The organism is Spectribacter hydrogenoxidans (assembly GCF_031846275.1).
GTDB lineage: Bacteria > Pseudomonadota > Gammaproteobacteria > Nevskiales > Salinisphaeraceae > Spectribacter > Spectribacter hydrogenoxidans.
Map to the genome: position 1 here is coordinate 34,374 of NZ_JAVRIB010000010.1, position 13,664 is coordinate 48,037.

Genomic DNA, 13,664 nt, shown 5'->3' on the forward strand with positions numbered 1-13,664 from the left:
CATCCCTGTTGTTCAGGCCGAGCCCTGGGCCTGGGCCCGCACCTCGGCGGCAAAGTCTTCCTCGACCTTCTCGATCCCCTCGCCCACTTCGAAACGAGCGTAGGCCAGCAGCGTGGCACCAGCCGCTTTCAGCAGCTTCTCCACCGTCTGGTCCGGATCCTTGACGAAGGGCTGACCCAGCAGTGTGATCTCGGCGAAATACTTGCGCAGGCGACCCTCGACCATCTTCTCGATGATGTCGTCCGGCTTGCCGCTGTCACGCGCCTGCTCGATCAGGAATGCCTTTTCGCGCTGACGCACGTCCTCTGGCACGTGGTCGGGCGAGGCGTATTCCGGGTTGGTGGCAGCCACATGCATGGCGATATCCCGCGCCAGCGCCTCGTCGCCGCCTTCCAGCGCCACCAGACAGCCGATCCGGCTGCCATGCAGGTAGGCGCCGATCACGCCGTTATCCGCAGTGATGCAATGCACCCGACGCACGGAGATGTTCTCGCCCAGCTTGGCCACCAGGGCCCGCCGCCGGGCGTCGACGGTCTCACCGTCCACTTCCAGTTCGGACAGCGCCTCGGCCTCCTCGACTCCGGCCGCCAGTGCGGCGCCGGCCACCTGCTCGGCGAAGGCAACGAAATCCGCATTGCTGGCAACGAAATCGGTTTCCGAGTTCACTTCCAGCAGCAGGGCGCGGCTGCCGTCATCGCTGACGGCAGTCACCGCGCGGCCTTCCGCGGCCACGCGACCAGCCTTCTTGTCGGCCTTGGCCAGACCGTCGCGGCGCATGTTCTCCGCCGCGGCGTCGATATCGCCATCCGCGGCCTGGAGCGCCTTCTTGCATTCCATCATGCCCGCGCCGGTTCGCTCGCGCAGGGCCTTGACCTGAGATGCACTGATCGTCATGGATCTTCCTTTCAATTCGGGATGTTGTGCAGCAGACTTCAGCTCTTGTCCGCGGTGTCCTCGTCGCCTTCCGGCTTGGCCTCGGCATCCACCGCAGCCACATCCTCAAGCGACGCCGTCGCGGCCGGTTCGGCCTCGGCTTCGGATTCCTGCAACACGGTGTTCTGGGTCACCTTGGGTGCTTCCGGTTCCGGTTTGGTTCCGGACTCGACCGCTGCCGGGGCGGCCGCTTCGGTCTCCTCGACCTCGACGAAATCACCGCTGTCGTCGGGACGCACGGAGATGCCGCGACCGGCGATGACCGCGTCGGCCATGACCTGGCTGTAGATGCGAATGGCACGAATCGCGTCGTCATTGCCCGGTATTACCATGTCGACCTTATCCGGGGAGCAGTTGGAATCCACCACCGCCACCACCGGGATGCCCAGCTTGCGGGCCTCGTCCACGGCGATGTTCTCGAAACCGACGTCGACCACGAACAGCGCATCCGGCAGGCTGGTCATGTCCTTGATGCCGCCGATGCCGCGCTCGAGCTTGTCCCGCTCGCGGGACAGTTCCAGGCCTTCCTTCTTGGAAACCTTGCGGATCGAGCCGTCCTCGATCATCTGCTCCAGATCGTGCAGGCGCTGAATCGAGTTCTTTACCGTCTTGAAGTTGGTGAGCATGCCGCCCAGCCAGCGGTGATTGACGTAGGGCATGCCGCAGCGGGCCGCCTGTGTGCCGATGGCATCGCGGGCCGCGCGCTTGGTGCCCACGAACATCAGCTTGCCGCCGTTGGCGGCCAGTCGGCTGACGTAGTTGTAGGCGTCCTTGAGAAGCGGCAGGGTCTCCTCGAGGTTGATGATGTGGATCTTGTTGCGATGGCCGAAGATGTAGGGTTCCATCTTCGGGTTCCAATAGCGCGTGCGGTGGCCAAAGTGCACACCCGCTTCCAGCAGTTCGCGCATGCTGATATCGGTCATGAGTTGTCTCCGGGTTGAGCCTCCGCGCCACCCCATGCGGCAATCCCGGCTTGCAGTTGCAGGCAGGACACCCGGCCACATGTGCCGGTGGGCGTGAGAATTTTCAAAAGTACCGGCGAACCGGCCGCGTTACGAATAACGCCCGCGTTGCCGCGAGCGGCGGCGCTTTATACCATACTGCGCTTTGCCGGACCACCACATCGCCGCGGTAAACCCCCGTCGGCACTCGCCCGCGGCGCGCCCCGACCGGCCCCGCGGTATCCGCCCCGCCAACACTCGAGGCTTATGACCGTCACCATCAAGACCGCCGACGAACAGGACCGGATGCGCACCGCCGGCCGGATGGCCGCCAGCGTACTCGACATGATCGGGGAATATGTGCAGCCCGGCGTTACCACCGGCGAGCTCGATCGCCTGTGCCACGAGTACATCGTCGGCGAGCTGGATGCGATCCCCGCCCCGCTGAATTATCACGGCTTTCCCAAGTCCGTGTGCACCTCGGTGAATCACGTGGTCTGCCACGGCATTCCGGGGGACAAGAAGCTCAAGAAGGGCGACGCCTTGAACATCGACGTCACCGTGATCAAGGACGGTTATCACGGCGACACGTCCCGCATGTTCTTCGCCGGCGAACCGGGCGTGCAGGCGGCGCGCCTGTCCGACGTGGCCTACGAGGCCCTGTGGCAGGGCATCGACATCGTGCGCCCCGGCACCACCCTGGGCGACATCGGTGCCGTCATCCAGCACCACGTGGAAGCCAGCAATTTCTCGGTGGTACGCGAGTACTGCGGGCACGGCATCGGGCGTGAATTCCACGAGGACCCGCAGGTCCTGCACTATGGTCAGGCCGGCACCGGGCTAGCACTCGAGGCCGGCATGACCTTCACCATCGAGCCCATGGTCAATGCCGGGAAACGCCACGTTAAGGTGCTGCGCGACGGCTGGACAGTGGTGACCAAGGACCACACTCTGTCGGCGCAATGGGAACACACCCTGCTGGTTACCGCCGACGGAGTCGAGGTACTGACGCTGGGCCGGGACGCCTCTTGAATCCCGCGCCCGATCGCGCGCCGGCGGCAGCCGACCTGCAGGCCGAGCTGTTCGCTCACACCGAAGGCGTGGCGCCGCTGGAGATCAAGCCGGTCCGCGCCGCGCTCAAGTCGGTGCGGGAGACACTCGGCGAGGCGTTCGGGGCCGGCGTCCCCATCGACGAGCTGGTGCGGCTGCGTGCCGCCTGCACCGACCGTATTCTGGTCCGGGCCTGGCAGGAACTCCTGGGTGACAGCGACCCCCGCACCGCCCTGGTCGCGGTTGGCGGCTATGGCCGCGGCGAACTGCTGCCCAATTCCGACGTCGACCTGCTGATCCTCTACCGCGAGGGCTGTCTGGACGAGATTCGCGACGGCCTGGAGCGGTTCATCACCTTCATCTGGGATATCGGCCTGCAGATCGGCCACAGCGTGCGCTCGCCAGCCGAATGCACCGACGCGGCGGCCGATGATGTCACCGTCATCACCAATCTGATGGAGGCCCGCCGGCTGGCGGGCGATGCCGGCCTGGTGACCGAGATGGGAACACGGCTGCAGCCGGACCGGGTCTGGCCAACCGCAGCCTTCTTCCAGGCCAAGCTGGAGGAACAGCAGGCCCGCCACGCCCACTACGACGAAACCGCCTACAAGCTCGAACCCAACACCAAGGAATCACCCGGCGGCCTGCGGGACATCCAGACCATCGCCTGGGTGGCCAAACGCCATTTCGATACCGACACCCTCTACGGCCTGGTCGAGCACGGATTCCTCACCGAACGGGAATACCGGGAACTTCGCCGGGGGCAGTCCTTCCTCTGGCGGGTACGCTTTGCCCTGCACATGGTCACCGATCGCTGCGAGGACCGGTTGCTGTTCGACCACCAGGTGCGGGTGGCCGAAATGCTGGGCTACCAGGATGCCAGCCACAACTTGGCGGTCGAGCAGTTCATGCAGAGATATTACCGCAATATCAAGGCTCTATCAGCGCTTAATGATATTCTGCTGCAGCTTTTCAGCGAGGCAATCCTGCACGCTGGCGAAGACGCCGCGCCCCGGCCGATCAACGGCCGCTTTCAGGCCCGGCTGGGTTTCATCGAGGTGCGCGACGACGAAGTGTTCCGCCGTTCACCCCGGGCGCTGCTGGAAATCTTCTATCTCATGCAGACCCGCCCGCGGCTGGTGGGCATCCGCGCGCATACCCTGCGCCTGATGCGGCGGGACCGTCACCTGATCGACGAGGGGCTGCGCGGGGATGTGCGTAGCCGACGACTGTTCACCGAAATCCTGCGTCAGCGCAACGGCGTCACCCGCGCGCTGCGGCGAATGAACCGCTACGGGGTGCTGGGACGCTACCTGCCGGCCTTCGGGGACATCATCGGCCGCATGCAGTTCGATCTGTTCCACACCCTGACCGTGGACGAACACACGCTGTTCGTGATCCGCAATCTGCGCCGGCTGGCCCTGCCTCGCTTCGACCATGAACTGCCGGCGATCAGCCGGGTCATGCAGAGCCTGGACAAGCATGACCTGCTCTACATTACCGGCCTGTTCCACGATATCGCCAAGGGTCGCGGCGGCGACCACGCCGAGTTGGGGGCCGAAGACGCCGACGCGTTCTGCCGCGAGCACGGCATGGCCAGCGAGGACCGCGAAATGATCTGCTGGCTGATCCGCCAGCATCTGCTGATGTCCATGACCGCCCAGCGCAAGGACATCAACGACCCCGAGGTCGTCCACGAGTTCGCCCAGGCGGTGGGCACGGTGGAACGGCTGGACCGGCTCTACGTATTCACGATTTGCGACATCCGCGCCACCAACCCCAACCTGTGGAATTCCTGGAAGGAAAGCCTGCTCACCGAGCTCTATACCAATACCCGGCGCAACCTGGAGCGGGGCCTGGACAATCCGCTCCAGCAGGCCGAGTTGGTGGCCGAAAACCGCAGCGCGGCCGCCGCCCTGCTCACCCGCCGCAAGGTCCGCACTCCGGCGTTCAAGCAGGTCTGGGCCCGGCTGGATGACGATTACTTCCTTCGTCACAGCGCCGAGGAAATCGCCTGGCACACCGAGGCCATCGCCCGCCATCACCAGCAGGCCGATTCCTCCGATCAGTCGCTGGTGATCGTCGACAGCGTCGGCGATCAGGGCACCACGGTATTCGTCTACACCCGTGACCGGGATTACCTGTTCGGCCTGACCACCGGTGTCCTCGCACAGCTGGGATTATCGATCCTGGATGCCCGCATCAACACCACGGTGGACGACTGCACCATGGACAGCTACGTGGTCACCGAAAGCGACGGGCGCCCCATCACCGACGCCCGCCGGGGTGCGGAAATCGAGACCGCACTGGCCCAGGCCATCGCCAACCCGGAAGTCTCGGAAATCCGCGTCACCCGTCGCAGCTCCCGCCGCAGCCGCGCCTTTTCGGTACCCACACAAGTGTATTTCACTGTCGACCATCGCCACCAGCACACGGTGATGGAACTGACCACAGCCGACCGGCCCGGGCTGCTGTCGACCGTCGGTCAGATATTCCGCAAGCGCGGCATCCTGGTGGATACCGCCAAGATCGCCACCATCGGCGAACGGGCGGAGGACGTCTTCCACATCACCGACCGGGAGGGGGCGCCGATCAACGACCCGGTCGCGTTCTACCAGCTTCGCCAGATGCTGATGCGGGTGCTCGACCGGACCCGGGACGAAGCCACATGAACCCACGGCTGGCGCGTCTGCAGCCCTATCCCTTCGAGCGTCTGGCCGGGCTGCTGGCCGGGGCGGTTCCGCCTGCCGATCGGGCGCCGATTTCCCTGGGGGTGGGGGAACCCCAGCACCCGGCGCCGGACTGCGCCCGGCAAGCCATCGTCGACAATCTGGACGGCTTTTCCCGTTACCCCGCCACCCGTGGCGAGGCCGGACTCCGCGAGACGATTGCCGACTGGCTGACGCGACGTTTCGGGCTCGCAGACTGCCCGCCGGACCCCGATACCCAGATTCTGCCCGTCGCCGGGACCCGCGAAGCCCTGTTCGCTTTTGCCCAGACGGTAGTGGCCGGCCCGGACGCCCGGGTGGCCCTGCCCAACCCCGGCTATCAGATCTACGAAGGCGCGGCCCTGCTGGCCGGCGCAGAGCCCCTGTACCTGCCCTGTCGTGCAGACAACGGTTTCCGGCCCGATCTCGATGCGGTCACCGCCGCGCAGTGGCGACAATGCGAACTGGTCTACCTGTGCTCGCCCGGCAATCCGAGCGGTGCGGTACTGGATGCCGATTACCTGGCCCGGGCCCTGGCACTGGCCGAACGCCATGATTTCCTTCTCGCCGCCGACGAGTGCTACAGCGAGATCTACTTCGACGAGCAGGCGCCGCCCCCGGGCCTGCTGGAGGTGGCCGCGCGTCAGGGCAATGATCGCTTCCAGCGCTGCGTGGTCTTCCACAGTCTGTCCAAGCGGTCCAACCTGCCCGGCCTGCGCTCGGGCTTCGTGGCCGGTGATGCCGACGTATTGCGGCAGTTCCTGCGCTACCGCACCTATCACGGCGCCACCCTGGGCCCGCCGGTGCAGGCCGCCAGCCGGGCTGCCTGGTCGGATGAAACGCATGTCCTGGCCAACCGCGATGCCTATCGCGCCAAGCTCGACGCCGTCCTGCCCATTCTGGCCCCGGTGCTGGACGTGACCCGCCCGGCCGGGAGTTTCTATCTCTGGCCGGCTCTGCCCGAGCAGGTCGCCGGGGGCGACGACGAAACCTTCATCCGGGCCCTGTTCGAGCAGGAGAACCTGCGCGCCGTACCCGGCCGCTACCTGGGGCGCGAAGCGGGCGGCAGCAATCCCGGCAACGGCCGGCTGCGGCTGTCGCTGGTGGCCGGCGTCCCCGAATGCATCGAAGCCGCCCACCGCATCGTCCGGGTGGCCGAACGACTCGGGGCCTGATCCACCATGACTGGCAGCGGGCCGGCCCGCTGGTAGAATCCGCGTCCTTCATTCGCAATCAGACAACCCCATGGCCGATCTGCAGACCACCATTGAACAAGCGTTCGAGCAGCGCGATACCATCCGGCCCGACAGCGCCGACGCCGCCGTACGCGAGGCCGTTTTCGAGGCGATCGAACAGATCGACCGCGGACAGGTCCGGGTGGCCGAGCCCCGTGACGGCAAATGGGTGGTCAACCAGTGGCTGAAGAAGGCGGTGCTGCTGTCGTTCCGCCTGCGCGACAACACGGTGGTCGGCGGGGCCGAAACCCGCTACTTCGACAAGGTGCCGAGCAAGTACGCCGATTTCGACGACGCCGCCTTCCGCGCGCAGGGTGCCCGCGTGGTACCGCCGGCCACCGTGCGCAAGGGCGCCCACATCGCGCCCGACGTCGTGCTGATGCCTTCATTTGTGAACATCGGTGCGTTCGTGGGCCGCGGCAGCATGGTGGATACCTGGGCCACGGTCGGCTCCTGCGCCCAGATCGGGGAAGGCGTGCATCTGTCCGGGGGCGTCGGCATCGGCGGCGTGCTCGAGCCGCTGCAGGCCAATCCCACCATCATCGAGGACAACTGCTTCATCGGCGCCCGCTCGGAGATCGTCGAAGGGGTGATCGTGCGCGAAGGCGCGGTGATTTCCATGGGGGTATTCATCGGCCAGAGCACGCCGATCTACGATCGCGAAAGCGGCGAAATCACCCGCGGTGAAGTCCCGGCCGGTGCCGTCGTGGTCGCCGGCAGCCTGCCCAGGGACGGCGGCCACTATAGTCTGAACTGCGCCGTGATCGTCAAGCACGTCGATGCCGCCACCCGCGCCAAGGTGGGCATCAACGAGTTGCTGCGCAGCGCGGACTAAGCGGGCGTTTGCGCGCCCGCGTTTCCAGTTTCAGGTTTCGGGTTTCAAGTTGGGAAGAGAACCTGCAGTGAGCGTCATCCTTTACGGCCTGAAGAACTGTGACACCACCCGCAAGGCGGGCCAGTGGCTAGCCACGGCCGGCATCGACCATGCGTTCGTCGACCTGCACGACGACGGCATCACCGCCGAGCAGCTCGGCGGCTGGCTGGAGGCGCTGGGCTGGGAAGCCCTGCTCAACAAACGCAGCACGACCTGGCGTGAACTGCCGGACACGGACAAGCAGGCCATCGACGCGCAGCGCGCACGCAAGCTGCTCCAGCGTCACCCCACCCTGATCAAGCGGCCGGTGCTGGAACACGGCAGCGACCTGCTGGTGGGCTTTTCCGCCGCCCGCTACGAAGCCGCGCTGGCCGGTGCGGACTGATGGACAGCACGCTGGCACTGGCCCGGGAACTGATCGCCCGGCCGTCCGTGACCCCCGACGATGCCGGCTGTCAGCCGCTCATTGCCGGACGCCTGCAGGCCGCGGGTTTCCGGGTGGAAAACCTGCGCTTCGGCGACGTGGATAATCTCTGGGCCGTGGCTGGCGACCGCGGGCCGTTGCTGTGTTTCGCCGGCCATACCGACGTGGTCCCGCCCGGTCCCGCCGAGGACTGGCACACGGATCCGTTCGTGCCGCAGCTGGACGGCGACCGCCTGATCGGCCGGGGCGCCGCTGACATGAAGGGCAGCGTCGCGGCCATGGTGACCGCCGCTGAACGGTTCCGGGCCGGTTTCGGGGAACGCCAGCAAGGCCGGCTGGCGCTGCTGCTGACCAGCGATGAAGAAGGCGCGGCCCGCGACGGCACCCGCCGGGTAATGGAAACGCTGGGCGAAAGGGGCGACGCCATCGACTGGTGCGTCGTCGGTGAGCCCTCGAGCCGCGCGGTTCTGGGTGACACCATCCGGCACGGTCGTCGCGGCAGTCTGACCGGTCATATCCGGGCCCACGGCCGCCAGGGCCACGTGGCCTACCCCGATAGCGCGGACAACGCCCTGCATCGCCTGATGCCGGTGCTCACCGAACTGGCCGGGCATAGCTGGGACGCCGGCGATGATGACTTCCCGCCTACCAGCTTCCAGATTTCCAATCTCCAGGCCGGCACCGGCGCCGACAACGTGATTCCGGGCCATGCCGAGGCGCGATTCAACCTGCGTTTTTCACCCGCCCTGACCCCGGACGCGATCAGGGCAACCGTGGATGCGGTGTGCCAACGGCACGACCTGGTCTGCGATATCGACTGGCACCTGTCCGGCAAACCCTTCATCACGCGGGGCGGGGCCCTACTCGACGCCGTCAGCGACGCCTGTCAGGCCTGCCTGGGAGATCGACCCGTCCGCTCCACCGGTGGTGGCACCTCGGACGGCCGGTTCATCGCGCCCACTGGCGCGCAGGTGGTGGAACTCGGACCCGTCAATGCCACCATTCACCAGGCCAACGAATGGGTCTCGGCCGCGGATCTGACCACCCTGTCGAGGATCTTCGAAGACGTCATGCGACGCCTGCTGACCGCCGGCGACTGACACGGAATCAGCCGGACGTCCCGCCGCCGGCCCAGCGGTCGAGCTGCTCGTCCGCATGGTGATAGGCGCGGTAGACGATACCATCGATGTCCTCCCAGTCGAACATCCCTGACTCGCCCACCGGCATGTGCAGAACCAGATCGGCCTGGCGATCCAGTTCCCGAGTCTCCCGCTCGCTGGTGAGCGTGGCCGACTGGAACAGGATCTTGAAGATGTTCAGGTGCCGGGGGGCGCCGTCGACGCTGCTGAGCAGTTCAGGCAGTTCACCCCTGGCCTGTTCCACGCGCAGATCGGCGTTACGGCTGACGTCCGACACCAGCACCGGCCCCAGACCCATGGCGTGCATGGTCTCGAATGGAATACTGCGCATCAGGCCGCCGTCCACCAGCAGGTCGCCCTGGTAGACGGTGGGCGGGGCGATGCCCGGTACCGCCATACTCGTGCCAACCCAGTCGGCCAGGTGGCCGTGGTTGTGAACCACCGGCAACCCCCGGGTCAGATTGGTGCTTTCGCAGAAGAACGGCATCGGCAGCTCCTCGATGCGCCGTTCCCCGAAAATGCTTAACAGTTGCCGGCGGAATTTCTGCCCCGAGATCAGCGATACCCGGGAGAACGAGTAATCGTTGAGATAGTTGTGGGTCACGAACGTATCCCGAAGCGTATCCAGCACGGTATCGGAATCATGGCCACAGGCCACCAGTCCGCCCACGAATGCCCCCATGCTGGTGCCGCCCACCGCGTCCACGGCCAGGCCGCGGTCTTCCAGCGCCCGCAACAGACCCACGTGCGCAAAGCCCCGGGCGCCACCGCCACCCAGAACGACACACAGCGCCTGCCCCGAGATCAGACGCACCGCACGTCCCAGTGCCGCCGCCGGCAGCGAGGCGTCGATTCGATGCTGACGCTCGACCGCCAATACCGACTGCCAGTCCGCGCTCCGGGCCGGGGCCTCGTCATCGTCCCGGTCAAGCAGTAGCAACTCCACCGGGGCCCGGAGTTCCGCCTCGCGCAGCCAGGCGAGCACCCGGCTGCCGGCGGGATCACGGTCCCGGTGGGCGATGACCACGATCCGGTCGGCCTGTCGCACGCAGCGACGGGTCCAGGCATCCAGTTCGCCGGTGGCCTGGTAGACGAGATAGCGGTAGGCATCCTCGAGGCGGTTCAGCCAGCCGGCCACGCGGGCGTTGCCCCCGGCCTCGAAATCGGTAGCCGCCGCCCCCTCCCCCAGTGCCTGGTCCACCCTAGACGGATCGAGCCGCATCAGGGAGTCAAAGCCCGCCAGCGTTCGGCTGAACGCGCTGCCGATACCGCGGATATCGATACCGTCGTGCGCCGGCACCAATGCGTAGGTGCGCGCACTGCGACGGCGGTCACGCGGATGGGTAACCGCATCGTGACGCTGGCGTTCCAAAAGCTGTCGCACCAGCGCCAGCATCGCGGCGGGATGCCGCTGAACGACCGCCTCGAATGCCGATTGGCTGATGCGGAGTACGCGCGAATCCCGGAGGGCCAGAGCATCCGCGACACGGGGCTCACCCGTCACCAGCGCGACTTCGCCCACCGTCTGCCCGAGTCCCGCTTCCACGACTGCGGCCGGGGCACCGCGGTCCGCCGCGCGAATGACGCGCACCCGCCCGTGAACCACGAGGAACAACGCATCACCGGGCTGACCCCGTCGAAACAGGTACTCCCCGCCGCGGTAGTCACGCCATTCGGCGGCGTCTCCCAGCGCGCGCAGCGACCGCCGGTCCAGGGCCCGGAACAGCGGGCTGATCTTGAGGGCCGCGACGGCCTTCATGCGCTATCGCGCCCGCCGTCCGGCAGCACCGGCATCAGTAACCGGAATTGCTCAGGCCGCGTCCTGTTCCATGGCGTCGGTGTACTGGCCAAGTGCGGCGGCGCCGTTGCAACGGGCACGGCGATAGTAGGCCTGCTGGGCGGCCGGCACGTTGTCCGACTTGCCGGACCAGGCCGCCAGCGCCGGGGCCTGGAGGGCCCGACCGTAGGAGAACGACAACGTCCAGGGGGCGTCACCAAGCTGGTTCATCGCGTTGAGATGGCGGGTCGCCAGCTCGTCGCTCTGTCCGCCCGACAGGAACACGATGCCGGGCACCGCGGCCGGCACATGGCGACGCAGACAGCGCAGCGTGGTGGCCGCAACCTCGTCCACCCCCGCCTGCTGCGGACACTCGGTGCCCGAGATCACCATGTTGGGCTTGAGCAGCATCCCCTCGAGAAGAACCTGCTGGGCGACCAGTTCGTCGAATACACGCGTCAGGGTGCGTTCGGTGACCGCCTCGCAGCGCTCGATGTCATGCGGGCCATCCATCAGGACTTCGGGCTCCACGATCGGCACGATACCCGCCTCCTGGCAGAGGGCGGCGTAGCGCGCCAGAGCATGCGCGTTGGTGTCGATACAGTAATCCGTGGGCATGCCGTCACCGATGGTGATTACCGCACGCCACTTGGCGAAACGGGCTCCGGCCTTGGCATAGTCGGCCAGCCGTTCACGCAGTCCGTCCAGACCCTCGGTGATCTTTTCGTCGGGGCTGCCCGCCAGCGGCTTGGCGCCCTTGTCGACCTTGATGCCCGGGATCACGCCCTTGCGGGTCAGCAGGTCGGTAAACGGCGTGCCGTCCAGACCCGACTGGAACAGGGTCTCCTCGAACAGAATCACGCCGCTGATGAAAGCCTCGGCGCCCTCGGTGGTAAACAGCAGATCCCGGTAGGCCTGGCGATTGGCCTCGTTGGACTCGACGCTGATACCGGCCAGCCGCTTGGTGATCGTGCCGGTCGACTCGTCGGCGGCGAGGATGCCCTTGCCAGGCGCGACCAGCGCATTGGCGGTATCAATCAAGTGCTGCTGCATGCTTTCTTCCTCATGGCTATTGCCGCCGGATCTGGCGGCAGTCCCTGTACAACGAACTGACCAACTGTAATTAGCGGAGAGGGTGGGATGCGACCGTTTCGTCCGGAACGAAACGGGACAGCGCGCAAGCGCTGCCCGGAGGGCGTGTGCCAGGGAAGGTACACGTCAACCCACGAGGTTCCTCGGCGGCGCGATCCACCCGCATATTCCGCAATGCTCTCGTCAAAATTGTAATTGGCGGAGAGGGTGGGATTCGAACCCACGAGGGGCAAAACCCCTGCCGGTTTTCAAGACCGGTGCATTCGACCACTCTGCCACCTCTCCATTAAGAGTCGTCGGTCCAATTGGCGTCGCTCGGGCTTCCTGCCCGGCGCTCGCCGGGACGAATCAGTGATTCGTCTGTCTCCGGCTCGCCCACTCTGCCACCTCTCCATTAAGAGTCGTCGGTCCAATTGGCGTCGCTCGGGCATCCTGCCCTCGCTGGTATCCAGCGCTCTCCGGCCGGGCCTCCTGCCCGGCGCTCGCCCGCCATTGGATGTGTATGGTGCCGGGAACAGGAGTCGAACCTGCGACCTTGGCATTACGAATGCCCTGCTCTACCAACTGAGCTATCCCGGCCAAATCTAATTGTCGATCGTCAGTCGTCGCTCGGGCGTCCTGCCCTCGCTCAAAATCCGGCGCTACCCGGCCGGGTCTCCTGCCCGGCGTTTGGCCGGCGAAAGCCGTGCTTTCGCTTTCTCGGCCAAACCCAACTGAGCTATTCCGGCTAAATCTAATTGTCGATAATCAGTCGTCGCTCGCGATTGCCGGTCAGTCCTGTGTCGACTTCCCCTGCTCAAGCCATGTTCAGTGCTTGCGAAAGGACGCGAGAATGACTTCCGACGCAACGACAACCATGGATTCGCCGCGATTATAGAGAAACCATTCTATGGCCACAATTTCATCAACGGCCGAGGTTCGTCTCCCGGTCATTGCGCCTGTGGCCAGCAGTCGTCGCGCCGCGCCTCCGGTGCCGCCTCAACCATGCCGCGCTGGCCTGTTGCGGTGAGCGTCAGTGTCCCGCAGATGTCGGCAGTCTGAGGACCGACGGGTGCCGCGTGGATTTCGAATCCCCTTCGGTTGGCGGTGACAATCAGCAGACGGTAGTGCGGTGTCGCGTTATCGGGCACCGCCGCCGGCATCAGCCGGGGCACCCCGGTTTCCCGCGGATCACGGTCGGTTCCGGCGGCACCCGCGTAACTGCCGGTGCGATGGTGGTGGCGTTCCAGCTGCCGATGCAGTTCCTGGAGCGCCTGGCGCGCGGGCTCACGGTACTGCACGCGCTGCCATTCCGCGTATTGCGGCCATAGCGCCATGCCGATAGCTCCCACGAGAGCCAGCACGATCAGGCCTTCCAGCAGGCTGAAGCCGGCCTGTCCATCGCGAATTTCCTGACGCAACGACCATCCGTCGGAAAATCGGCCGCGCTCGTCGGATTGAAGGGGCAGTCGAGCAGCAGGATGTCGTTCCATGCAAATGGGGGTACACGCC

At 66.2% G+C, this 13,664-nt stretch carries 11 protein-coding genes and 2 tRNA genes; 6 read left to right on the plus strand and 7 right to left on the minus strand.

What is annotated here, in order from left to right:
• Nucleotides 1–12 precede the first annotated feature (12 nt).
• On the minus strand, nt 13–894 hold the full coding sequence (gene tsf, locus RM532_RS10520) for a translation elongation factor Ts (protein ID WP_311653289.1): 882 nt from the start codon (nt 892–894) through the stop codon (nt 13–15).
• A gap of 38 nt (nt 895–932) precedes the next feature.
• A complete protein-coding gene (gene rpsB / locus RM532_RS10525; protein WP_349255305.1) occupies nt 933–1,856 on the minus strand; it encodes a 30S ribosomal protein S2 in 924 nt (307 codons plus the stop codon).
• A 285-nt stretch (nt 1,857–2,141) separates the two neighbouring features.
• Between rpsB and map the strand changes: the two genes are divergently transcribed.
• The 6 genes from map to dapE all read left to right on the plus strand — a co-directional run bounded on the left by map (nt 2,142) and on the right by dapE (nt 9,265).
• Entirely contained in the window at nt 2,142–2,906 is a 765-nt protein-coding gene (map, locus tag RM532_RS10530; protein WP_311653290.1) for a type I methionyl aminopeptidase, read from the plus strand.
• A complete protein-coding gene (gene glnD, locus RM532_RS10535; RefSeq protein ID WP_311653291.1) occupies nt 2,903–5,596 on the plus strand; it encodes a [protein-PII] uridylyltransferase in 2,694 nt (897 codons plus the stop codon). The genes map and glnD overlap by 4 nt, the downstream gene beginning before the upstream one ends.
• On the plus strand, nt 5,593–6,807 hold the full coding sequence (dapC, locus tag RM532_RS10540; RefSeq protein ID WP_311653292.1) for a succinyldiaminopimelate transaminase: 1,215 nt from the start codon (nt 5,593–5,595) through the stop codon (nt 6,805–6,807). The genes glnD and dapC overlap by 4 nt, the downstream gene beginning before the upstream one ends.
• 70 nt (nt 6,808–6,877) lie before the next feature.
• Complete coding sequence (gene dapD, locus RM532_RS10545) at nt 6,878–7,702, plus strand: 2,3,4,5-tetrahydropyridine-2,6-dicarboxylate N-succinyltransferase (protein ID WP_311653293.1); 825 nt, start codon at nt 6,878–6,880, stop codon at nt 7,700–7,702.
• Between the two features lie 67 nt (nt 7,703–7,769).
• Nucleotides 7,770–8,126: an arsenate reductase gene (locus RM532_RS10550; protein ID WP_311653294.1), complete on the plus strand. Its 357-nt coding sequence runs from the start codon at nt 7,770–7,772 to the stop codon at nt 8,124–8,126.
• Nucleotides 8,126–9,265, plus strand: coding sequence for a succinyl-diaminopimelate desuccinylase (dapE, locus tag RM532_RS10555; protein WP_311653295.1), 1,140 nt, complete (start codon nt 8,126–8,128; stop codon nt 9,263–9,265). The genes RM532_RS10550 and dapE overlap by 1 nt, the downstream gene beginning before the upstream one ends.
• 7 nt (nt 9,266–9,272) lie before the next feature.
• Here the strand turns inward: dapE and RM532_RS10560 are convergent, their stop codons facing one another.
• The 5 genes from RM532_RS10560 to RM532_RS10580 all read right to left on the minus strand — a co-directional run bounded on the left by RM532_RS10560 (nt 9,273) and on the right by RM532_RS10580 (nt 13,573).
• Nucleotides 9,273–11,063, minus strand: coding sequence for a patatin-like phospholipase family protein (locus RM532_RS10560; protein ID WP_311653296.1), 1,791 nt, complete (start codon nt 11,061–11,063; stop codon nt 9,273–9,275).
• Nucleotides 11,064–11,114: 51 nt separating this feature from the next.
• Nucleotides 11,115–12,134: a class I fructose-bisphosphate aldolase gene (locus tag RM532_RS10565; RefSeq protein ID WP_311653297.1), complete on the minus strand. Its 1,020-nt coding sequence runs from the start codon at nt 12,132–12,134 to the stop codon at nt 11,115–11,117.
• A 235-nt stretch (nt 12,135–12,369) separates the two neighbouring features.
• Nucleotides 12,370–12,458, minus strand: a tRNA-Ser gene (locus RM532_RS10570).
• 218 nt (nt 12,459–12,676) lie between these two features.
• A tRNA-Thr gene (locus RM532_RS10575) sits at nt 12,677–12,752 on the minus strand.
• 350 nt (nt 12,753–13,102) lie between these two features.
• Nucleotides 13,103–13,573 (minus strand): type IV pilin protein, encoded by a 471-nt coding sequence (locus RM532_RS10580; protein ID WP_311653298.1) that lies wholly within the window; start codon nt 13,571–13,573, stop codon nt 13,103–13,105.
• Between the last annotated feature and the right edge of the window lie 91 nt (nt 13,574–13,664).